The 23245-nt window shown below is 39.7% G+C and carries 22 protein-coding genes; 14 read left to right on the top strand and 8 right to left on the bottom strand.

Annotated features, from left to right (window positions below; translation table 11 throughout):
- Window positions 1-60: 60 nt before the first annotated feature.
- The gene (locus J678_RS15655) at window positions 61-315 is read right to left on the bottom strand and encodes a PspC domain-containing protein (protein WP_002052345.1); all 255 of its coding nucleotides are present in this window, start codon (window positions 313-315) and stop codon (window positions 61-63) included.
- A 251-nt stretch (window positions 316-566) separates the two neighbouring features.
- Between J678_RS15655 and J678_RS15650 the strand changes: the two genes are divergently transcribed.
- Window positions 567-1214, top strand: a complete 648-nt coding sequence (locus tag J678_RS15650; RefSeq protein WP_016803860.1) for a hypothetical protein — start codon at window positions 567-569, stop codon at window positions 1212-1214.
- Window positions 1215-1285: 71 nt separating this feature from the next.
- Here the strand turns inward: J678_RS15650 and J678_RS15645 are convergent, their stop codons facing one another.
- Window positions 1286-3109 (bottom strand): acyl-CoA dehydrogenase C-terminal domain-containing protein, encoded by a 1824-nt coding sequence (locus J678_RS15645; RefSeq protein ID WP_004884612.1) that lies wholly within the window; start codon window positions 3107-3109, stop codon window positions 1286-1288.
- A 257-nt stretch (window positions 3110-3366) separates the two neighbouring features.
- On the opposite strand from J678_RS15645, the gene J678_RS15640 reads away from it, so the two are divergent.
- On the top strand, window positions 3367-5709 hold the full coding sequence (locus J678_RS15640; protein ID WP_031955928.1) for a hypothetical protein: 2343 nt from the start codon (window positions 3367-3369) through the stop codon (window positions 5707-5709).
- A gap of 47 nt (window positions 5710-5756) precedes the next feature.
- Here the strand turns inward: J678_RS15640 and aroE are convergent, their stop codons facing one another.
- The 3 genes from aroE to ribA all read right to left on the bottom strand — a co-directional run bounded on the left by aroE (window position 5757) and on the right by ribA (window position 8403).
- On the bottom strand, window positions 5757-6545 hold the full coding sequence (gene aroE / locus J678_RS15635) for a shikimate dehydrogenase (RefSeq protein ID WP_031955927.1): 789 nt from the start codon (window positions 6543-6545) through the stop codon (window positions 5757-5759).
- Window positions 6546-6722: 177 nt separating this feature from the next.
- Complete coding sequence (gene hemF / locus J678_RS15630) at window positions 6723-7673, bottom strand: oxygen-dependent coproporphyrinogen oxidase (protein WP_004884608.1); 951 nt, start codon at window positions 7671-7673, stop codon at window positions 6723-6725.
- Window positions 7674-7800: 127 nt separating this feature from the next.
- A complete protein-coding gene (gene ribA / locus J678_RS15625; protein ID WP_024437243.1) occupies window positions 7801-8403 on the bottom strand; it encodes a GTP cyclohydrolase II in 603 nt (200 codons plus the stop codon).
- Window positions 8404-8706: 303 nt separating this feature from the next.
- Here ribA and dxs point away from each other — a divergent pair, with 303 nt between their 5' ends.
- The 9 genes from dxs to J678_RS15580 all read left to right on the top strand — a co-directional run bounded on the left by dxs (window position 8707) and on the right by J678_RS15580 (window position 17472).
- Window positions 8707-10611 carry a 1-deoxy-D-xylulose-5-phosphate synthase gene (dxs, locus tag J678_RS15620; protein ID WP_031955926.1) on the top strand — a complete coding sequence of 635 codons (1905 nt, stop codon included), beginning with the start codon at window positions 8707-8709 and terminating at the stop codon, window positions 10609-10611.
- A gap of 121 nt (window positions 10612-10732) precedes the next feature.
- Window positions 10733-11563, top strand: a complete 831-nt coding sequence (locus J678_RS15615) for an inositol monophosphatase family protein (protein WP_002052337.1) — start codon at window positions 10733-10735, stop codon at window positions 11561-11563.
- Between the two features lie 410 nt (window positions 11564-11973).
- Window positions 11974-13827 (top strand): DEAD/DEAH box helicase, encoded by a 1854-nt coding sequence (locus J678_RS15610; RefSeq protein WP_031955925.1) that lies wholly within the window; start codon window positions 11974-11976, stop codon window positions 13825-13827.
- Between the two features lie 136 nt (window positions 13828-13963).
- Entirely contained in the window at window positions 13964-14104 is a 141-nt protein-coding gene (locus tag J678_RS23700) for a hypothetical protein (RefSeq protein WP_162181823.1), read from the top strand.
- 126 nt (window positions 14105-14230) lie between these two features.
- The gene (locus J678_RS15600; RefSeq protein WP_004711782.1) at window positions 14231-15049 is read left to right on the top strand and encodes an ABC transporter ATP-binding protein; all 819 of its coding nucleotides are present in this window, start codon (window positions 14231-14233) and stop codon (window positions 15047-15049) included.
- A complete protein-coding gene (mlaE, locus tag J678_RS15595) occupies window positions 15046-15822 on the top strand; it encodes a lipid asymmetry maintenance ABC transporter permease subunit MlaE (RefSeq protein ID WP_031955924.1) in 777 nt (258 codons plus the stop codon). The genes J678_RS15600 and mlaE overlap by 4 nt, the downstream gene beginning before the upstream one ends.
- Window positions 15822-16505, top strand: coding sequence for an outer membrane lipid asymmetry maintenance protein MlaD (locus tag J678_RS15590; RefSeq protein ID WP_002049738.1), 684 nt, complete (start codon window positions 15822-15824; stop codon window positions 16503-16505). Before mlaE ends, J678_RS15590 begins: the two co-directional genes overlap by 1 nt.
- Window positions 16506-16531: 26 nt before the next feature.
- Window positions 16532-17173 (top strand): MlaC/ttg2D family ABC transporter substrate-binding protein, encoded by a 642-nt coding sequence (locus J678_RS15585; RefSeq protein WP_002049753.1) that lies wholly within the window; start codon window positions 16532-16534, stop codon window positions 17171-17173.
- A gap of 11 nt (window positions 17174-17184) precedes the next feature.
- Entirely contained in the window at window positions 17185-17472 is a 288-nt protein-coding gene (locus J678_RS15580; RefSeq protein ID WP_000250997.1) for an STAS domain-containing protein, read from the top strand.
- A gap of 73 nt (window positions 17473-17545) precedes the next feature.
- On the opposite strand, the gene J678_RS15575 is transcribed toward J678_RS15580, so the two are convergent.
- Window positions 17546-18559: a CorA family divalent cation transporter gene (locus tag J678_RS15575; RefSeq protein ID WP_002049699.1), complete on the bottom strand. Its 1014-nt coding sequence runs from the start codon at window positions 18557-18559 to the stop codon at window positions 17546-17548.
- A gap of 157 nt (window positions 18560-18716) precedes the next feature.
- Here J678_RS15575 and J678_RS15570 point away from each other — a divergent pair, with 157 nt between their 5' ends.
- On the top strand, window positions 18717-19298 hold the full coding sequence (locus J678_RS15570; RefSeq protein ID WP_001084310.1) for a TIGR00730 family Rossman fold protein: 582 nt from the start codon (window positions 18717-18719) through the stop codon (window positions 19296-19298).
- 14 nt (window positions 19299-19312) lie between these two features.
- The gene (locus J678_RS15565) at window positions 19313-19714 is read left to right on the top strand and encodes an NUDIX hydrolase (protein WP_000849705.1); all 402 of its coding nucleotides are present in this window, start codon (window positions 19313-19315) and stop codon (window positions 19712-19714) included.
- A gap of 2 nt (window positions 19715-19716) precedes the next feature.
- Here the strand turns inward: J678_RS15565 and J678_RS15560 are convergent, their stop codons facing one another.
- Together J678_RS15560 and recG are read right to left on the bottom strand one after the other, a co-directional pair.
- Window positions 19717-20352 carry a ComF family protein gene (locus tag J678_RS15560; RefSeq protein WP_000472273.1) on the bottom strand — a complete coding sequence of 212 codons (636 nt, stop codon included), beginning with the start codon at window positions 20350-20352 and terminating at the stop codon, window positions 19717-19719.
- On the bottom strand, window positions 20345-22390 hold the full coding sequence (recG, locus tag J678_RS15555; protein WP_016686247.1) for an ATP-dependent DNA helicase RecG: 2046 nt from the start codon (window positions 22388-22390) through the stop codon (window positions 20345-20347). Before recG ends, J678_RS15560 begins: the two co-directional genes overlap by 8 nt.
- 20 nt (window positions 22391-22410) lie before the next feature.
- Between recG and J678_RS15550 the strand changes: the two genes are divergently transcribed.
- Window positions 22411-23226: an NAD-dependent epimerase/dehydratase family protein gene (locus J678_RS15550; protein WP_031955922.1), complete on the top strand. Its 816-nt coding sequence runs from the start codon at window positions 22411-22413 to the stop codon at window positions 23224-23226.
- Window positions 23227-23245: the final 19 nt, after the last annotated feature.

Here is a 23245-nt window from a genome sequence, read left to right as displayed (position 1 = left end):
TAAAAAAAGCTACGGTTGATTAGGGGATGCAACCGTAGCGACCAAAATAAACTAAGTGATTTAATGTATTTGTTCTTCTCGTACAGTACGAACAGGTTGTTGATAACCTTGGACTTGTTCAGGCTGTCTTTTCGGAATAACTAACCATAAAACCAAGTAGACTAAAATTCCTGGGAAAGCCGCACTCATTACCGAGACCAATACGAAAATAATGCGTAATAAATTTGCGTTCCAACCAAAACGTTCAGCAATACCGCCCATTACACCGGCGATCATGCTTTGTCGGTTCGAGCGATATAAACCAGAATTGGTCATGTAGTTCTCCTCAAATATATAAATGACAAGGTTTGTTATTTCCCTTGGTTAATTGAAATATGGCGACAAAATTAACTAATTAAAGTCCGATAAAATTAAAAATAGTTAAAATATGTAAATGATTTAAATGAATGAAAGCAACATCTACTAAAATGCACCCTTTCGGGGCTAAAAGTGTTTGTAGCAGTAATGTTAGTGCTCTTAAATCATAATTTGAACAGTCACATTGCTGTTGTATGTGAATGATGTATATGTCTTTGAAGTGGTCTGGTCTTTTAATTAAACATTTAGGTTTGGCAGCCATCTTATGTATGGCGCTGAGTGCCTGTGATGCAAATCATGCCGATTCTAAGGATCACTCAGCGTTAGCAACGACTTCTAAACATGATAATAGTCTAGTTAAAAGTACGACTGCAGTTAAAACGTTGGATGATGCAGCGGGACGAACTTTTTTACCCGATGGTGCCCCAGATCAGACATCTAAAATATCTGAATCAGATCAACAATATGCAGGTCGCTATCATACCCGTATTTCATGTGAAGATAATTTTGCCGATTGTGAAACAGGTGAAGCGGAATATATTTTAAACTTATTACCTGATGGCACTGCGTATTGGAACGTTGTTCATTTTGGGCGAATCAGTAATAAAGATGGTGCAAAAAGTGCAGTCATCAATCGATTATGTCCTTCATTAAAGTGGAAAGTTGATTCTGCTGCACATGAGTTAAAGATTCAGTGTCCAACATCAGATGTTAACTTCTACTTCAATATTATTTCGAAACAGAAATTAATCGTAAATTTAGAAAAACTGTTCTATAGCGATTATGGTAAAAATCGTGAGTTTTTAGAACAAAACTATTTTGTTCCTACAAAAGCTTATGTACTTAATAAAGAATAAAGTTATTTAAATTCAATAAAAAAGAGCGCAATATTAATTGCGCTCTTTTTTATTTTACTACTTACTTATTATTAGTAGTCGAAGCTAAAGTGTTCAACTGGTAATGAAGTAAGTGTACGAGAAGTCGTTACCATTGATTCTGCATGACCTTGTGCACGTGGTAATAAGCGGTCGAAGTAGAAATCAGCAACTTTAATTTTTGCTTTATAGAATTCAGGAGTTTCTTTACCGTCACCTGCTTCTAATTTTTCAGAAGCAACTACGGCTTGTTGAGCCCAGAAATAAGCCATCATGACATAGCCTGAGAACATCAAGAAATCTACAGAAGCAGAAGATACGATGTCACGGTCTTTACGTGCAGCAAGCATGATACGAACAGTTAAAGTGTTCCATTGAGCACAAAGCTTTGTTAAATCCCAAGCGAAACGACGTAAGTATTTATTACGTGCATGTGTTGCACAGAATTTTAAGATTTCAGCAGTGTATTCACGCACTACTTTACCTTTTGAGCTTAACAACACTTTACGACCAATCAAGTCGAGTGCCTGAACACCAGTTGTTCCTTCGTATAAAGTAGAAATACGAGCATCACGTACGATTTGCTCCATACCCCATTCTTTGATGTAGCCATGACCACCATACACTTGCATACCGTGGTTAGCAGCTTCTAGGCCAAGCTCGGTCAAGAAACCTTTCAAAATTGGTGTATAGAAACCAAGTTTGTCATCATAATCTTCAAATGCAGCTTGGTCACCGCGCGTCAAAGCGTCTGTCATTTTGTCAGCAAGCTGTGCTGCGTAGTAGATCATTGAACGACCGCCTTCAGCGATCGCTTTTTGTGTTAATAACATACGACGTACATCAGCATGGTGAATAATCGCATCAGCCACTTTATCTGGATCTTTTTTACCAGAAAGGGCACGCATAGACATACGTTCTTTGGCATAAGGTAGAGCACCTTGGAAAGATAACTCAGCATGTGCAATACCTTGAACCGCAGTACCAATACGCGCAGTGTTCATAAAAGTAAACATCGCATGTAAGCCTTTGTTTACTTCACCAATGAGGTAGCCTGTTGCGTTGTCAAAGTTCAACACAGCAGTTGCAGAAGCACGAATACCCATTTTATGTTCGATTGAACCACAGCTAACGGTGTTACGTTCACCTACGCCGCCATCAGCGGTTGGAATAAACTTAGGAACGATAAATAAAGAAATACCGCGTGTACCTGCTGGTGCATCTGGAAGACGTGCAAGCACGATGTGAATAATGTTCTCAGTTAAATCGTGTTCACCAGCAGAAATAAAGATTTTTGTACCAGAAATTTTATAAGTACCATCAGCTTGAGGCTCAGCTTTAGTTTTTACCTGACCTAAGTCTGTACCACATTGAGGTTCGGTTAAGCACATTGTGCCGCTCCATGTACCTTCAACAAGTTTAGGCATATAGGTTTGTTTTTGCTCATCTGTACCGAATTGCAAAATCGTATTCATACAACCTGAGCTTAAACCCGGATACATGGTAAATGACCAGTTGGCTGTACCCATCATTTCTGATTTAATCAGGTTTAAAGACATTGGAAGGCCTTGGCCACCAAATTCTTCAGGATAAGAAAGTCCTTGCCAGCCACCCATTACAAACTGGTCATAAGCTTCTTTAAAACCTTTTGGTGTTTTCACTTCGCCGTTGTCAAAATGGCAACCTTCTTCATCGCCAGATTGGTTAAGGGGAGAGAGTACGTTTTCACAATAATCTGCCGCACCTTCAAGAATCATATCTACAGTATCTGGATCTGCACTTTCACCATTTGATAAAGTTTTATAGTGAGCAGGATAGTCTAATACTTCATTCATTAAGAAGCGGATATCGTGTAGGGGAGCTTTATATGCTGGCATGGCTTTAATCCTAATTGTAAGACATTGTGGGATTATCTGAATCGATGATTTGATTATTCACTCGCATGATAAAAATACAATGTTAATCACACCCGAAAAGAATGTCAGAAAAGCGAATTTTGTCGAAAATAAATACACTGGAAATTATATTTTCTGATAAAGTCAGGTCTTATACTTTTATGTGAAAAAACAACTAATTTTTTTATTTTTAGCAAGTTTTGTTAAAAAGATAAAGTGATAAGGTTTTAAAAAAGGTTATGCATTTAAAATATCTCAGTTTATGTTTATTTAGTTTGGGCTTGACTGCATGTGCACAACACGGCGTGCGTCCACAAGTGGCATCTGCGAATTTAGAGCAAAAGGCCATTCAAAGCGTTAATGCGATGTATGAATATCCAAGTTATGACTATCGCGGAAATTTTAAAATCACGGTTGATCCATCACAAATAAAGCAAAATGGAAAAGCTGAAAATAGTCCAAAACTTGATGCTGAATTACAAAAGAAAGTTGATCAATATTTACGTGAGCAAAAAGTTGGTTTAAGTAAAGCTCAGAAACAGACCTTATATGCAGCTATTGCAAATGAACAAGGTGATTTGGGGCCCTCAGCACGTTCTGAAAAAGTAAATGCCGTATTAATTAATTTATTGAATGATCTTCAGTTTAGCTATGACGGCTCAATTCATTACCGTCAAAAAATGGGTTCATTTAACCTTACTGCTAGATATGAAAAACCAACGCTATTGGTTCAGGCAAAATTGCCAATGGTGCTTGATCTGGAAAATTATAAGTTTTACGTAAATTACTTCGGTTTAATGCCGTATTTAGTCAATAAAGAAAATCAAAATAATTTGGCTTATATTGATTTTTCAAAATATAAAGACTTCTTTAAAAATGTCGATACGAAGAAGTTTATTGAATATCTTAAAGCTTCTAGCGCGGTTTCTTATCGTTTGGCTGACCCGCAAAACTTACAACGTGTATCTTTGACAGAGACTGATCGTAAGGCTGGGGCAGTTGACAAAATTCGTTTGAAAACCACCATTGAAGAGTTGCTTTTAGAAGTTGAGCTGTATGGTCAGGTCAATGATAAATATCTTCAAAAAAGTGTATTAGGTTTTGATAACCAAAAAATGGCTGAAAAAGTAGCAAAAGAGCTTGCCGCTTCTGAAGCGAAAAAAGGCGCTGTTAATAAAGAAGAACAAAAGGTTTCTTCTGATGATGCCGCTGCTGTAAGTCAGGAACTATATAGTTTAATCAATGCACACTTTGATGGTGGCCTTTCATCAAATGATGCAGGTGAAGACAATTTAAGTGTGGCAGCACAAGCTCCGGCAGCAGCAGATGCATCAGTTTCTGAAGATCAAGATGTCAGTGAAGAAGCAGCTGCAGGTGGTGTACAGGATGCACAAGGTGAAGACGCTGTAACACTTACCGAAGATCAATGTATTGAATTAAAGTCACTGAAAAAACCGGTTGCTTTAGGTGATATTAATTATTGTCAAGTTTATGGCATTGATGTGCTAGACCAGAGTGCGGCAAGTGCTGAAAAAGTTCAAACCAAGTCTCGCCGAGACACTTTAAAACAAACTTTTGAAGCTTATAACCAAAACCAGTTTATCAATGATGAAGCATTCAAAGCTTTATGGCTAAAACACAAGGCCGAGATTGAGCAAGCTTTACCTAAGCAAAGAAATCCAATCACGATTGATGTGGCTTTAGATGATAAAGGTCGTGCAGTGAACATGACCTATGATGTTGCTTATACGCCAGCCGAGTTTAAACATAGCTTTAATATTAAAGCTGATATGCAAATTTTAAATTACGGTAAAGCAACCTCAATTGATCAAAAGCAGCTTAAACAGGCCAAGTCTGTAGCTGAAGCAAGTAAAAGTTCTATGCTCGAAAACTTTATTAAAGGTTTTGGAGAAAAGCTTGGACAAGGTGATGTTTTAGAGCATCCCGTAGGCACACATAGTGATGTACAAGATTTAGATGCAAATCTGGCTGTACTGGCTGATAAAACCTATGATGCAACGCATGCTTATGACAAAACTTATAAAGCAGTATTTATTGCCAAATTAACAGCTGAAAAACCGTCATATATCAAATATTACTCTGTTCAACAGCTACAAGAAATTGCAGAGGTTTATGCTTACTGGTTCTCAGAAGAAGATACCTATAACCCTCAAGGAAAAACTTTAGAGCGTATTACTGCTTTACAGAAAAAGCATCATCTTGAACAGGATGAACAGTTTGACCATGAGTTAGGGCGTGCTGTAGATCATATTGTAATAGAGACTATGCAAGGTAAAGCAGGGCGTGAAGCTTGGCAGAAACTACAGAAGCAATATAAACAACCAGCCCAACTGTTCTCAAAGCAGTATCAGTTAGAATTTGAAAAACAAAATGGTGTTTCTGCTGAAGAAAAGCATTTGTTATCAGAAACAGCTGATATTTTAGGAAACGTTTATGTGGCCGCGCGTAAACAACAGCTTACGGAAAAAACAATTCAGAAGTTAAAACCTGAACATAATGAATTTATTGATTATGAAATTTTCCGAGATGTTTATAAGCAAATGGTCGCTGCTAAAAAATAGTAAATGAGATAAAAAAAGAACCTACTTTAAGTAGGTTCTTTTTTTGTTTATAAGAAATCTTTTAACTCTGGTTTCACACCATTCCAGATATAAAAAGCTTCGATGGCTTGGCCTACTAACATACCAAAACCTTCTGCATAAGGCACATTACGCTGTTTCGCCTGATCAAGGAAACTAGAAGGTTTGCCATAAGCCATTTCATACGCATATTTGAACTGTAATTTTTCAGGAAGTTGTAAAGCATCACCTGAAAGACTTGCAGAAGTTGCATTAATTACAATATCAAAATCGCCGTCTAAATCATTTAGAGAAATTGCTTGTAATTGGGCTTGTGGAACTGCTGTTTTTAAGTCATCTACAAGTTGTTCTACACGAGCGAGGGTTCGGTTGGCAATGACGATCTTTTTAGCGCCAGCCTGTACCAGTGGATAAATGACACCACGAGTTGCACCACCAGCTCCTAAAATTAAAATAGTTGTATTTTCTAAGTTCCAACCTAAAGCTTGTATTGCGGCGACTAAGCCTTGGCCATCTGTATTGTCGCCATGCAATTTACCATTTTTCATCCACAAGGTATTTACAGCTTTAGCAATTTGGGCACGCTCGGTTAATACATCACATAAAGCAAAAGCTTGCTCTTTAAAGGGAACAGTAACATTCATGCCACTGCCGCCTTCTGCAAAGAAATTGCGCATGCTTGACTCAAAACCATCTAGAGGCGCGAGACGTTTTTGATAGTTTAGATCAACACCTGTTTTTTCAGCGAAAGCATGATGCAATTCAGGCGAGCGTGATTGTTCGATCGGGTTGCCAATTACTGCAAACTGTTTGGTCATTCTTGTATCCAAAATTTTAAAATGGCATGAAGCAGATAAAGCCTGTGCTAAATATTCAGCAGGCCTCACTATAAGTCAAAATAACACAAGAAAAAATATTTGAATGAAGGAAGGGAAATTGAAATCAAAAAAGGAGATTCTTTAGGGTGGAAGCCAAAGAATCCCCAAAACAAAAAATTAAGCGACTTTTTCTTTTAAACCTAACCAATCACGAGGTTTTAAGTAATAGTCAGTTAAACGCTTCTCTGGAGAGTCTTCATCCCATTCAGGACGATAAGACCATGCAGCTAAATTAGGTAGGCTGACTAAAATAGACTCGATACGGCCACCTGTTTGTAATCCAAACAACGTACCACGGTCATAAACCAAGTTATATTCAACATATCTACCGCGGCGATAAAGCTGAAATTCTCGTTGAGCTTCGGTATAAGGCTGTTCACGGTGTTTTTCGAAAATTGGCAAAATGGCATTTAAATAACCATTGCCTACAGCTTGAATATATTTAAAGCAAGTTTCGAAATCCCAGCAATTTAAATCATCAAAAAATAAGCCACCCACACCACGCTGTTCATCACGATGCTTTAAATAAAAGTAATCATCACACCATTGCTTATGTTCAGCATAAACATTGTCACCAAAAGGTTTACATAGGTCGTAAGCAGCTTGATGCCAATTTAAAACATCCTGGTCATCTGGATAAAATGGCGTTAAATCAAAACCACCACCAAACCACCAAATCGGATCTTGTCCTTCACGTTCTGCAACGAATAAACGGACATTTGCATGAGAGGTCGGAATATTTGGGTTTTTAGGATGAATAACTAAAGAAACTCCTAGTGCCTGAGCTTTAGCCCCTGCAATTTGAGGGTGACGTTCTGTAGCAGACGCAGGAAGTTTACTAATGTTGATGTGAGAAAACATCACACCACCTTTTTCGATCACTGTACCATTTTGCAGCACACGTGAACGACCGCCGCCGCCTTCAGGGCGTTCCCAATCATCAATAATAAATTCTGCCGTACCACCGCCAGCTTTTTCTTGTTGTTCTAAACCAGCACAAATACGGGCTTGTAAATCGAGGAGAAATTCGCGGACACGTTGAATATCTGTGGAAGTCGGATGTTGCATAATGACCCTCAAAGATGATTGATATAAATTAAATACATCAAAACATAAAACCATAAAAAAAGTAAGGGATTTTTTCTAAATCTTGAAAAAATCCCTTAAATATTGTTTTTAAATTTTGGAATTGGAATCAAAAATCATCTTTTTGATAAAGGTGATCCATTCTTTCACGTTTGGTTTTTAAATATTGTTCATTAAAAGGATTGCGGCCGACAGTTAACGGTACACGATCTACGACATTAATACCCTGATCTTTGAGTGCCTGAATTTTCAAAGGATTATTAGTAATTAACTTCACTTCTTTTACTTTTAAGTGATCGAGCATAATGCTACACATATCGTAACGGCGTGCATCGGCAGGGAAATTCAGTAGTAAATTGGCATCTACTGTATCGTGCCCCTGATCTTGCAAAGCATAGGCACGAATTTTATTGGTTAAACCAATTCCACGACCTTCTTGGCGTAAATATAAAATTACACCTTGTCCTGCTTCATTGATGAGTTTTTGAGTGGCTTGTAATTGTGGGCCACAATCACATTTTAATGACGCAAAAGCATCACCTGTTAAGCATTCAGAATGTACACGAACCAAAACAGGGCCTGTTGGCGGATTTTCTAACCCTTTAGAAAGTGCCACATGTTCTTCACCTGTAACGGGATCTTGAAACACAGAAATATTGAATTCACCAAAAGCGGTCGGGAGTTTTGATGTTGCAATGAACTCTATAGGCACAGATTAACTCATCTTTTAACCGAAAACGGTTTAAAGTATAGCGTAATGCTGGGAGATTGGTCGAATTGTCATAATCATTTTGCACACTAAGGTTTTCTTTTTTGTATAAAGAAGACGATAATAGTTGATAAATAGTCAGATTATTCAGGATAATCTGCCAACCATACCCATAATGTATGAGAGACTGCTTTGCATGATCTCGTTCGCAAATGTGGCTGATTGAAGGTGACTTCATTCGATTGTATGATCGACCCATTTTGACCCAGCTTAGGATTTGCCAGGCTTATAAAGGCTTTGCCACATATGTTGTATACCGAAATTCCAACTCAACGCCCTGTTACGCCATTGTTAGATGCAATTGATCATCCTCAACAATTACGTCAGCTCGAGCATAGCCAACTGGTTCAAGTGGCTGATGAGTTGCGTCAATATATTTTATATGCAGCAGGCCAGAGTGGTGGCCATTTCGGTGCTAACCTCGGCGTGGTTGAGCTGACGGTTGCGCTGCATTATTGTTTTAATACACCAAATGACCGGTTAGTTTGGGATGTAGGACATCAAGCATATCCACATAAAATCCTGACTGGTCGCCGTGAACAAATTACAACTATCCGTTCAAAAAATGGATTAGCAGCTTTTCCTGCCAGAGAAGAATCGGTTTTTGATACCTTTGGGGTAGGGCATTCATCAACAGCGATTTCAGCTGGCCTAGGTATGTCACTTGCACGCCGTTATCAAAATGACCCATGTGAAGTTGTTTGTATCGTAGGTGATGGTGCAATGACAGCAGGCATGGCATTTGAGGCTATGAATGATGCGGTTGCACATGATGCTGACTTGATTGTTGTACTCAATGACAATGACATGTCCATTTCTTGCAGTACTGGTGGCTTTGCTAAGCATTTAGCTGCAATTTGGGAAAAAGGTCATTTAGTCAATGTAAATGAACATGGTGAAGCTTATATCCAGCCACATCCAAAATGGACCTATAACTCTCGATTACACCAGTCGGCAACCGATGCTGCAGATAACCTATTTAAAGCAATTGGTTTTGATTATTTTGGACCATTTGATGGGCACGATGTCAATCAGTTGGTTCAAGTGTTCACTGCACTTAAAAAGCGTAAAGGTCCACGTTTAGTTCACGTTTATACTAAAAAAGGCAAAGGCTTTGCTCCTGCTGAAGCTGACCCGATTACTTACCATGCGATTGGTAAAATTAATGCCACTTCAGGCGGGAAAGCCCCACCAAAGTATTCGGATGTTTTTGGTGAATGGTTATGCGATGAAGCTGCTCAAGATGAGCGGTTGCTTGCGATCACGCCTGCCATGTGTGAAGGTTCGGGCATGGTTAAGTTTGCCAAGCAATTCCCACAGCGTTTCTTTGATGTCGCTATTGCAGAGCAGCATGCTGTAACACTTGCAGCTGGTATGGCATGTGAAGGACTAAAACCTGTTGTTGCAATTTATTCGACATTCTTGCAGCGTGGTTATGATCAACTTATTCATGATGTTGCATTGCAAAATCTTGATGTAACTTTCGGTATTGATCGTGCCGGTCTAGTCGGTGAAGATGGCCCAACACACGCAGGTGCATATGACTATGCCTATATGCGTACTGTACCGAATATGGTGATTATGGCACCAAAAGACGAAAATGAATGCCGTCAAATGCTTCATACAGCCTATGCCTATAATGGTCCTGCCGCAGTACGTTACCCACGTGGTGCAGGTGTTGGTGTCGAAATTCAAAAAGAAATGACGGTTCTTGAAATAGGTAAAGCTGAAATTGTTGCAGAAATTAAACCAAATAGTGATGAGCAAATTACAGTTCTAGCATTTGGTAGCCGTGTCATGGTTGCTATAGAAGCTGCCGAGCAACTTGCACAAAAACACGATGTTGGTGTGCGTGTTGTAAATATGCGCTTTGTAAAACCGCTTGATGAGCAAATGATTCGAGACTTGGCTGAACATACTCATTTATTCGTGACAGTTGAAGAACATGCGATTATGGGTGGAGCGGGTAGTGCAGTAAATGAGTTTATGGCACAAGAGCAAATTGTTAAACCTATCATTAACTTAGGTTTGCCAGACTCATTCTTGCATCAGGCTTCACATAATCAAATGCTGCAAGATTGTGGTTTAGATGCGAAAGGTATTTTGAACTCAATTGAGAGAGCTTGGCTTAAGCAAAATCAGGTCGTTTAATCCGTTAATAAAATTTTTGAAACATTTTTTCCCATAAAGCGCATTCATTTGCTAAAATGTATGCGCTTTTATGCATTATTCTTTGTCAAAATCTTCAAATTTGTATTGTAGTGGGTGTTCAATGGAACCTATGGTGGTGATGGCTGCGCGTGCGGCTCAAACAGTTGGTCAAGAGCTTTTAAAAGCGCATCAAAATCGTCATAAACTCGATTTGCAAGTTGAAGAAAAAGGCATTGATGGTCCTGTAACACGTGTAGATCGTTATTTAGAACAATTAACGATTGATACATTACGTAAAAGTTATAAAAACCATAGCTTCTTAGGTGAAGAGTTCGGTTTGCAAGAAGGCAAAGGCCATGATGCAGACTGGTGCTGGGTCATTGACCCACTTGATGGCACGCAAAACTTTATTAATGGTTTCCCTCATTTCTGTATTTCTATTGCAGTTCAACACAAAGGCGTTACTCAGCACGGCGTAATTTATGACCCTGTACGTGACGAATTGTTCTCTGCAAGTCGCGGTCGTGGTGCGGTGATGAACCAACGCCGTATTCGTGTAAATGTAAAAGATAGCTTAGAAAATACGTTCTTGGCAGTAGGCCATCCTTATCGTGCTAAACGTGCTGGTGAAATCGTATCTTATGCAGAGCAGCACTTTGCTTCATTATTAGCTGTTACTCAAGCGGGTGCTCAAATCCGTCGTGGTGGTTCAGCCGCTCTAGATTTAGCTTATGTTGCTGCTGGTCGTTTCGATGGTTTCTTTGAACTTGGTTTAAAACCATGGGATATCGCTGCTGGTGAACTTATTATTAAAGAAGCAGGCGGTGTAGTGGTTGATGCTCGTGGTGGAAATGATTCACTTGAAAATGGTCAAGTGCTTGCTTGTTCACTTAAAATGCTAAAACCATTAATGCAAACAGTAGTTCCTGCTTGGGATAAAGCTGCAAAATAATTGAGAAACGCTTTGTGAGTTAAAACCCTCTTTTTATAGAGGGTTTTAATTTTTTAATGATCGGTAAAATAGAAATAATAATAGAAATAACGATAAAGTTGATTAAAACACATGACTTTTAAATTCTTTCTGCTATAATCCGCCCACGCACTTAAATTTCCGTTCATTACCTGAACATTCTGTTCTATTCATTGTAAGCGCACGCTGTCCATAGAGAGGACCATTTCTTGCGCCCCGATCGCTCAGCGATTCTTCAGGTTCGGCCGTAATCAAGCGTGCGTTTAATCCACATCGTCGTTACTCGGATTGCCGCTGAATAATAAGGTTCAGCTAATTTTGCTTTGCCGCTTTGTGCCGATGTCTATTTTGTACTTATTAAAAATGGAGCACCCATTAGGGTGAAACTCTCTATGAGCAAAACTTTTGCCGAATTTTCTTTGCATGAAACCTTACAACAAGCGCTTGAAGGTTTAGGTTTTACTACCCCGACTCCTGTGCAAGAACAATCTATTCCTGCAGCTTTAGAAGGTAAAGACCTTTTAGTTTCTAGCCAGACTGGTTCTGGTAAAACTGCTGCATTCTTGTTGCCGACATTAAATAACTTGGCAGGTCAAGAAACTTTCGTTCCGTTCAAAGAACGCATGAAAGCTGTAACTCAACCAAATATTTTGGTAATTTCTCCTACTCGTGAATTAGCACAACAAGTAAGCCAAGATGCAATCGCATTTGTACGTCACATGAAAGGTGTTCGTATTGCTGCCATTATGGGTGGTATGCCGTTTGCTAAACAAATTCAACAGTTAAAAGGCGCGCAAGTTGTTGTTGCAACTCCAGGTCGTTTACTTGACTTGGTAAACCGTCGTCAAATTAAATTAGATCAAGTAGATGCTTTAATCGTTGATGAAGCGGACCGTATGCTTGACCTAGGTTTCTCTGAAGACTTAGAGGCAATCAGCGAATTAGCGGCTAACCGTAAACAAACATTAATGTTCTCTGCAACATTTGCTGATCGTATTATTCGTCTTGCAGCATGCATGATGAAAGATCCAATGCGTATTGCAATTGAAACAGGTCATTCAACCAATACAGATATTACGCAAACATTGCATTGGACTGATGGTTTTGAGCATAAGAAAAAATTACTTACACATTGGTTAAGTGATGAAAACTTAGATCAAGCTGTAGTTTTTGCAAGCACTCAAGAAGACACTGATATGTTGGCTGAAGAACTTGCTGAAGCAGGTCATTCAGTTGTTGCACTTCACGGTGCAATGCCACAAACAGTTCGTAACCGTCGTTTACGTAGTATCCGTGAAGGTCGTGCAAAAATCTTAGTTGCAACTGACGTTGCTGCTCGTGGTCTTGACGTTCCAACAATTTCACACGTAATTAACTTCGGCTTACCGATGAAGCATGAAGATTATGTACACCGTATTGGTCGTACAGGTCGTGCGGGTCGTACAGGTCAGGCAATTACTTTAGCGACTTATCGTGAGCGCGGTAAGATTCGTGCACTTGAAGAATATTTAGAAGCACGTTTAAGTGTTTCTGAAATTGAAGGTTTAGAGCCATCTCCACCTCCTGCTCGTTCAGGTCGTGATGGCGGTGGTCGCGGTCGTGGCGGCAACGGTGGTCGTGATGGTCGTCGTGGTGGCGGTTTCGGCGGTGGTCGTCGTTTTGAAGGCGAAAGTAACTTCAAACGCCGTGAAGGTGGTCGTGATGACCGTCCGCGTCGTAGCTTTGATGATAAACCACGTGGTGATCGCCCATTCGGTGGTGAAGATCGTCCGCGTCGCGAGTTCAACTCTGACCGTCCACGTCGTGAAGGTGGTTTTGAAGATCGTCCAAAACGTAGCTTCGGTGGTGAAGATCGTCCGCGTCGTGAGTTCAACTCTGACCGTCCACGTCGTGAAGGTGGTTTTGAAGATCGTCCAAAACGTAGCTTTGGCGGTGAAGATCGTCCACGTCGTGAGTTCAACTCTGAACGCCCTCGTCGTGAAGGTGGTTTTAACGATAAGCCTCGTTTTGATTCAAATGATGACAACCGTGGTAATCGCGTAGATTATAAACCTCGTCGTGAAAACGGTTTTGGTGACCGTCCACAACGTAGTTTTGGTGGCGAAGATCGTCCACGTCGTGAAGGTGGTTTCGGTGATCGTCCAAAACGTAGTTTTGGTGGTGAAGACCGTCCACGTCGCGCAGTTCGTGAAGAACATTTTAATCAAGAATCTCGTGGTGAACGTCGTCGTAAATTCGACCGTTAATCTTAAAAAGATTTAAAAAAAGGCCAGTTAACATACTGGCCTTTTTTATTTTTCAGTTTTGTTATAAAATAACAAAGTGTGAAATAGTTCAACATTTATTGTAATAATGCGTAAAAGTAAGCGAAAAGAGACTCCTTTGGCATGGTTGAGTAAATTATTACTTCAACATGGTTTGCCATACCTTTTTATTGCACTCGCTTTGTGTAATGGAATCTATTTTGCCTATGCTTTATTAACTGGCCATTTCGTAGATCAGTTTCAAGTTCTCAATCAGTAAATTTCTTTTCAAAATCTAGCTCATATTGATGAATGAGCTTGTTTCGCTTTTGTCAAAATTACAACAAGATTCTCAAAATTCAGTGTTATAGTATGCGGGCATAAAAGTGCAGGAATGATTGCCATTATGAATAATAAAACTCCTCTCTCGACTCAGTCACTCATTGAAGTGAAAAATTTGAGTTTTAATCGAGGGGAACGCGTCATTTATGACAATATTAGTTTAAATATACGTCGAGGCCAGATTACGGCCATCATGGGACCATCTGGTACAGGTAAAACGACTTTATTACGTCTGATTGGTGGGCAGCTTGTTCCCGATCATGGTGAAGTTTTGCTTGATGGTAAAGATATTGCTCAAATGTCACGTCAGGAATTGTTTGCAGCGCGTGCGCGTATGGGAATGCTATTCCAAAGTGGTGCTTTATTTACCGATATGTCGGTGTATGAAAATGTCGCTTTTCCAATTCGTGCGCATACTAAGCTTTCTGAAAATCTGATTGCTGAACTGGTCGCTTTAAAGCTTGAGTCTGTTGGCCTGCGTGGAACAGAACAGCTTATGCCTACTGAGCTATCGGGTGGTATGAATCGACGAGTTGCTTTAGCTCGTGCAATCGCGCTTGATCCAGATTTAATTATGTATGACGAACCTTTTGCAGGGCAGGATCCGATTGTAAAAGGTGTTTTAACACGTCTCATACGCTCATTGCGAGAAGCTTTGGATTTAACCACCATTATTGTTTCGCATGATGTTCCTGAAACCCTATCTATTGCCGATTACATTTATGTTGTGGCAGAAGGAAAAATTCAAGGGGAAGGAACACCAGAAGAATTGCAAAAATATGCTTCTCCATTTGTAAAACAGTTCTTAACCGGTTCTGCAGAAGGTCCGGTTGAGTACCAGTTTAGCCACCAAGCTTATTTAGATAACGAGGTTCGTCCATGAATACGATTGCCTGGTTAGGTAGACTCGTTATTGAGCGGATTCGAGGGATTGGTGTTGCGGCACTGATGCTCTTACAAATTATTTTTTCATTACCTTCAGCAGGCGGTTTTGGACGTTTCGTCTATCAAATGCATCGTGTAGGGGTAATGTCTTTACTTATTATCACGGTATCAGGTTTATTTATTGGTCTGGTACTCGGATTGCAAGGCTACTCAATATTGGTCAATGTTGGTAGTGAATCAATGCTAGGCACTATGGTGTCTTTAACTTTACTGCGTGAGCTTGCACCAGTTGTTGCTGCTTTACTGTTTGCTGGACGAGCAGGTTCTGCATTAACTGCTGAAATTGGTTCAATGAAACAAAGTGAACAGCTTGCCAGTATGGAAATGATTGGTGTTGACCCTTTAAAGCAAATCGTATCACCACGTCTTTGGGCTGGCATGGTCAGTTTGCCAATGTTAACTGTTATCTTTGCTGCGATTGGTATCGTTGGCGGTAAATTGGTTGGTGTTGACTTTCTTGGCGTTGATGAAGGCTCCTTCTGGAGTGGTATGCAAAATAATGTTCAATTTGGCCATGACGTTGTAAATGGCATCATTAAGAGCATTGTATTTGCTTTACTTTGTACATGGATTGCTGTTTTCCAAGGGTATGCATGTGATCCAACACCTGAAGGCATTGCAACGGCAATGACCCGGACGGTTGTATATTCTTCATTATGTGTTTTAGGTTTTGATTTCGTGTTGACTGCGGTCATGTTCGGAGGGATTTAATGAAATCACGTACTAGTGAGCTGGCCGTAGGTATCTTTGTCATTATCTTCGGTATTGCTTTATTTTTTTTAGCGATGAAAGTAAGTGGTTTGGTAGGTACAAACTTGAGCGAAGGTTACACCATGAAAGCTCAGTTTGATAATGTTAACGGACTTAAACCACGTGCTAAAGTAACGATGAGCGGTGTAACAATTGGTCGTGTTGATTCAATCACGCTTGATCCGGTTACACGTTTAGCTACAGTAACTTTTGACCTTGATGGAAAACTGACAAGTTTTAATGCTGAACAGTTAAAAGAAGTTCAAAAAAATGCTTTAGACGAATTACGTTATAGTTCTGATTATACGCAAGCGACTCCAGCACAACAAAAAACAATGGAACAGCAACTGATCAGTAACATGTCATCCATCACCAGTATTGATGAAGATGCTTATATAATGGTTGCAACCAATGGTTTGTTGGGTGAGAAATATTTAAAAATCGTACCAGGTGGTGGTCTTAATTACCTTAAACGTGGCGATACAATTTCTAATACCCAAGGAACGATGGATTTAGAAGATTTAATTAGTAAATTTATTACTGGTGGTGGCGCAGGTAAAGTTGCCGCTGGTTCATCATCCTCAGCAGAAGAAAAAGCTCCTGCAAGTACTGACAGCAGCGCACAGCCGTCATTTGTTGAGTAAGAGATTATTTGAAGGAGTGGTTCCAGGTGAATAAGTTGTTTAAACAAACCCTGACAGCAAGTGTTTTGTCTACTATGATTGCTGGTACAGCTTTTGCTGCACCTTCAGAAGCACCACCTGATTTTATTAAGCGTGTTGCTGATGGTTTGATTGCTCGTTTAAAAACAGATCATGCCAAGTTGCAAAACAACCCTGCTTTAGTTAAATCAATCATACGTCAAAATTTAGATCCGTATGTTGACTCACAAGCGTTCACTCGTATTGTGATGGGTACTTATGCGACAAATCAGTATAGTACGGCTGCACAGCGTGCTCAGTTTGAAACAAACTTCCGTAATACATTAATTGAGAATTACGGTAGTGCATTTGCTAAGTATACAAACCAGACTTACACCATGCGTCCTTATAAAGCGACAGCAGGCAAAAATCCTGTTGTAACTTTAGACTTCAACCACAATGGCGATAAAATTCCTGTGTCGTTCCAGTTGGCTGACAAAGGTTCGCAGTGGAAAATCCGTAACATCAATGTTTCTGGTATTGATTTAGGATTACAGTTCCGCAACCAGTTTGCTGCAACTGTTAAGCGTAATGGTGGCGATTTAAATAAAGCAATTGCTACGTTCCAACCTGATGCAGATGCTGCTGTTAATCAGAACAAACAAAAATAAGTAGGTGAAGAGTGGTTCAGTATCTTAACCAAGAGTTAGTTGTTTCAGGCAAAATCGATTTTGAAAATGCTGAACAACAATATCAAGCTGGATTGGCAATTATTAAAAAGCAGACTAGCTTTCCTCTAATTGTTGATTTAAAACAGCTTGAGCACGGTAATACGTTAGCATTGGCGGTGTTAGTTCAATGGTTACGTCAGACGCCACAGAAGTCTGGATTACATTTTAAAAATGTTCCAGAGAAGATGCTGAAAATCATTCAAGCTTGCCATTTGCAAGAAGATCTACATTTGGTCTGATTATGCAAAGATAAAAAAGCACCTAAATTTAGGTGCTTTTTTTATATAAAGGATTGGTGAATATGGACAGGCTTTAAATCCACTTTTTCCAGCGGAAATAAATGATAGGGCCAATAAAAAAGCCAATAATGATTAATAAGACTGCGATAAAACTACTTTTACCATGAGCAAAAGGCAATACTTCAGTGTTCATGCCATAGATACTCGCGATCAGCATTGGTGGCGCTAACATACTTGGTAAAATCGAGAATCGACGAATCGTATCGTTTTGCTCAGTGTTAATGAACCCAGACGTTGTATCAAGCAAGAATCGTACTTTTTGGAATAAGAAAGCATCATGTTCTACAAGTGAACGAACGTCTTCACTGAGCTCTCGGATATCTGCATCGTAGATATGACTGCCTAAGGCACGTGGACGAGATAAAAACGTTAAGACTCGTCGTAAATCAATTAAACACAGTTGAGCTTTTCCAAGCATATCTTCTTGTTGAGCCAAGCGGGTAATCATGTCATCAAGGTCTAAAATCTTCTCACGTTGATGGTTGTTGAGCACCTCAGTAGAGTATTTTTCTAGATCCTTGTGGATATCTTCTAAGATATCCGCAAGCTCATCCAGTTTTGCTTCAAGCAAGCCCAATAAAATCCAAGTTGGATCTTTGTAATCCATTTCATAGTCATTACGACGAGCTCGCGCACGAAATGCACGAAATGCAACTAGTTTCTCACCACGCAAAGTAAATAAGCGATCTTTATGTAAAATAAATGCTACGGTTTGCACCATGGCAAGCATATGTGATGAATCTTCCGCATCTCCATCAACCTGATAATTTTTATTTTTCGTTAAAAAATAGGTGCTGATATGCAAAATGCCGTCATCATCACGGTAGAATCGAGCAGAAGATGAAATGTCTTCTAGCGACTTTAGTGTAGGTAAGTTCTGATCGTAGGCATCTAAGACCCATTGTTGTTCTTCTTGAGAGGGTGCAATTAGATCAAGCCATACTAATTCGGGATGTAGATCAAATCCACCGTTGATGGTGGCATCTTCCAGACTTCCGCGTTCTGTGGCATAAAAGGCTTCAAGCATGTGTCTTTTTTCCTCACGCAGTCTGATGGAAATTGATGGGTGTATTTTAGACAAGGATTTGCCGAAAAACACTTGCCAATACGCTATTTTGCAAAAAAAAACTCTGTCGATAGTCTAGTTTGTCAGCATGACAGTTCAATAAAACGGTTTTTATACTATGAATTCAATTTGTATTTTCTGTGGTTCATCTCTTGGTTCAAACCCAATCTTTCAACAAATTGCTCAATTAACTGGTGAAGCTATAGCTAAACAAGGTAAAACACTCGTTTATGGTGGTGGCCGTTCTGGTTTAATGGGTGTTGTTGCTGATAGTGCTTTGCAAGCCGGCGGGCAGGTCATTGGGGTAATTCCTCGTGCTTTAGTTGATCGCGAGTTAGCTCATCCTGGACTGACAAAATTATATGTCGTCGAAAATATGCATGAGCGTAAAACCAAAATGGCAGATCTGTCGGACGGTTTTATTGCTTTACCAGGTGGGGCAGGTACATTGGAAGAAATCTTTGAACAATGGACATGGGCACAATTAGGTATTCATCAAAAGCCGTGTGCTTTTCTAAATGTAGCTGGCTTTTATGAAGATTTGCTTAAAATGATTCAAGGAACTGTAGATAACGGATTTAGCCAAGCACGGTTTGTTGATAAATTGATTGCCTCAGACAAAATTGAAGATATTCTTCAACAATTTGAGCAATATCAGGCTCCTGCTCCGAAATGGACAAATGCCGACGTTCAACCATAAATGAGGTTAAATAGGTGAAAACAATTACGGTTGCCGCTGCGGTGATCTTAAATGAACAAAATGAATTATTGCTTGTTAGAAAGCGTAATACACAAGCTTTTATGCAGGTAGGCGGTAAACTGGAGCCGAATGAGGCTCCGGAAACTGCTATACAGCGTGAAATCTTGGAAGAAATAGGCAGCCCGTGTGTAATAGAACAATTTATAGGGCGTTTTGAGACAGCAGCTGCCAATGAACCGGATCATACGCTTATTAGCCATTTATATTTGGTTCGATTAAAACAATCTCCACAAATTGCAGCTGAAATTGCTGAAATGAAGTGGGTGAAATTTAATGATTCCGAGACAAAACTCGCACCATTAACTAAAGAAATTGTAATTCCGTGGTGTGAGCAGAACTTATCTATAACTCTATAATTTTAATATGATGTAGATGAAGCAGCAGCTAGGCAACTGGCATGAATAGATGTACACCCTAGCTGTTTGAGCGCCTGACTTAAAGCGTGAATTGAACTTCCTGTTGTGATTACATCATCAATAATCAGTACACGACGATAACGCCGTTTTTCTTGAGTGAGCGCAACAAATTGCTGTTCAATATTTTCAAATCTTTCGAGTCGAGATAATCCCTTTTGAGAATGCTCATTTAAGCGTTGTACAGGCTGCCAAACTGGTATTTTTAATTGCTTACTCAAAAGATTGGCGAGTAATAAGGATTGATTAAAACCACGTTCAGTTAAACGTTGTTTAGAAATAGGCATGGGTACAATCGCTTGTACCTTAGGAAATTTTAATTGCTGTAAAACTTCAGCAAGTAAGGTTTGGTAATGTAATTTTTGTTCATATTTAAACTGCTGAATAATCCGGTTAATTGGATAGGCGTAGTGACAGGCCACAAGAACAGATTGATCATTGCGCTGAATGGTTTGCTTAAGCCACGGTAGCTGTTCCCAGCATTCTTTACAAAGAGAGTATTTTTCCCGTGTTCCTATTTCGCAAAGTAGGCAAGGGGACAGCAACTGAAAAAGATACTGTGGGTTTAAAAACTTAAACATATGCGTATCGAGGAGCTTCAGGAAGCCAGCGCTTCAATAAGGCATCAGCTTGCTCAGGGTAATCTTTTAGAACTTGTTGTGCAACGTAGTGTGCTTGACTCAATAAATGATCATCTCGCTCTAAACGTGCGACACGGAAACCCATATCACCTGTTTGTTTTGTTCCTAATAACTCACCCGGGCCTCTTAGCTCAAGATCTTTTTCAGCAATAACAAAGCCATCATTACTTTCTCTTAAAATTGAAAGTCTTTCTTGCCCATTTTGTGAAAGTGGTGGTTTATAGAGAAGAACGCAAAAACTGGCTTTTGCACCTCGTCCTACACGCCCTCGTAATTGGTGTAGCTGTGAAAGCCCTAATCGTTCAGCATTTTCAATGACCATAATTGACGCATTGGGTACATCTACTCCAACCTCAATAACAGTTGTGGCAATTAGCAGTTGTAGTTCATTGTTTTTAAATGCTTGCATGACAGCCTGTTTTTCATCGGCTTTCATTTTGCCATGAACCAAACCAATATTAAGTTCAGGAAAGCGCTCTTTCATTTCTTGATAGGTGGCTTCGGCGGCTTGAGCATCTAAAGTTTCGGACTGTTCGACCAGAGTACATACCCAGTAGGCCTGTTTGCCTTCTCGGCAGTTTGAAGCAATTCGATGCAGTACTTCTTCACGACGATCTAGCGGAATCGTGACGGTCTGAATTGGAGTTCGACCTGGCGGTAATTCATCAATAATTGATGTATCTAAATCGCCATAAGCACTCATTGCCAGTGTTCTAGGAATTGGCGTTGCAGTCATGACCAGTTGATGTGGGGTGAGCTGTTCGGCGCCTTTATTACGTAAGGCTAATCGTTGATCGACCCCGAATCGGTGCTGCTCATCAATAATCACGAGTCCTAGTTTTGCAAACTCAACGTTATCTTGAAATAAGGCATGAGTACCCACAATCAGTTCAGCATGGCCTTCTTTAATTTGTTGCTCAGCGTGTGCCCGCGCTTTCCCTTTTTGTTTACCCGACAACCAAGCTACCGTAATACCTAAAGGTTCAAACCAGCGTTTAAAATTTAAATAATGCTGCTCTGCTAAAATTTCGGTAGGTGCCATTAAAGCAACTTGCCAATCTGCTTCCAATGCGTGACATGCTGCAACCGCTGCAACTAAAGTTTTTCCAGCCCCTACATCACCTTGTACCAAACGTAGCATAGGTTGATTTTGTTTTAAGTCGTTTAAAATTTCTTTTGATACACGTTTTTGTGCGTTGGTCATTTGAAAAGGTAAAGCTTCTAGCAGTTTTTTTGCAAGTACTTTACTACTCGGAAAAGCAGGTGAAGCAATTTGGCGAATATAAGCACGTCGAGTGAGAAGACTAATTTGATGTGCGACCAGCTCTTCAAAAATAAGACGTTGCTGCGCAGGATGAGAGCCTTGAGCCAATTGGATCATATTGGCATCAACTGGTGGCTCATGAATGTAATGTAAAGCTTCTTTGAGTGCATACCCATTTGTATATTGTTTAGGGAGTAACTCGGGTAAAGCATCACTGTGATGCTTCAACGCTTGTTTAACATATTCGCGTAATTTAGCTTGTGTTAGTCCATCGGTACTTGGATAAATTGCTGTGAGCTGCGTTTTTGGAAGGGGAGTATGTTCATTAATAAGTTGAATTTCTGGATGATAAAGCTCAAGCCCTCGTGCACCTACGCGAACTTCACCAAAAATACGTAAACGGTTACCAGGTTTTATTTTGTCGGTTAAATTTTTATAAATATGATAAAAGCGTAAAGTCACCTTACCAAATTCATCTTGTATTAATGCGGCCATAGATTTACGTTTACCTGGAGGGAAATCAACAGATTTGACTTCACCCTCGAGTAAATAACTACGACCAACCACCAATTGATTCATAGGAATAATGGTACTGCGATCTTCATAATCACGGGGCAGATGAAACAGCAAATCATCTGTGGTAAAAATATTTAGTTTTTCGAGTAGGGCTGCTGAAGCCGATCCAACGCCTTGTAACTGATGGACTGAAGTCATGTCCCCTCAACGAGTTCTCTATGCATATATTATTTATCGGTTATGGTAAAACATCTCAGCGTGTTGCTAAACAACTATTTGAGAAAGGACATCAAATTACCACAATTAGCCGTAGTGAAAAGACAGACCCTTATGGGACACATCTCGTACAGGATATTTTTACGCTCGATTTAAGCGAAATTGCACCTGTAGATGTAGTGTATATTTTACTTTCACCAGACGATAGTACTGTTGAAGGTTATCAGCATACTTATGTGGATAGTATTGAGCCTATTCGTCAGGCTTTAAAATCGCATCCGGTTAAAAGATTAATTGTGGTGTCATCTACGCGGGTATATGGTGAAAATTCTGGTGAAACAATTGATGATCATAGTGAGATTCACCCAAACGATGCCCAAGGGCATATCTTGCACAATATGGAATTCCTATGGCAAAAGTATTTTCCGTCACAGTGCGTGATTGTGCGTCCTACAGGGATTTATGGGGCTTCTATTGATCGCCTAAAACGAATGGCTGAGCACACGCAAACCTATCCAAATATTCACTATAGTAACCGTATTCATATTGATGATTTAGCAAGGTTTTTGGCATTTTTAGCTGATTTTGAAAAACCCCATAAAAGTTATCTTGTTGCTAATAATGCACCTGTACCTTTGCATGAAGTCTTACTGTGGTTTCAAAGTCAGTTAGATTTACCGCTACTTACCTTAGATTCAGCTCATGTGTCAGGCAAAAAAATTTATGCGAAACATTTGTTTGAGACGGGTTTTCAACTTGAGCATCCAATTTGCTTTAATGACTATTTATTATGTTTAAATGCTCATGGTACAAATTAAAATTTAGACTAAACTTTAA

It is taken from the genome of Acinetobacter sp. 1424608 (assembly GCF_000588255.1).
Classification (GTDB): domain Bacteria; phylum Pseudomonadota; class Gammaproteobacteria; order Pseudomonadales; family Moraxellaceae; genus Acinetobacter; species Acinetobacter nosocomialis.
The sequence above is the reverse complement of the archived record's forward strand: the minus strand, read 5'-3'. Positions and strand labels throughout refer to the sequence as shown.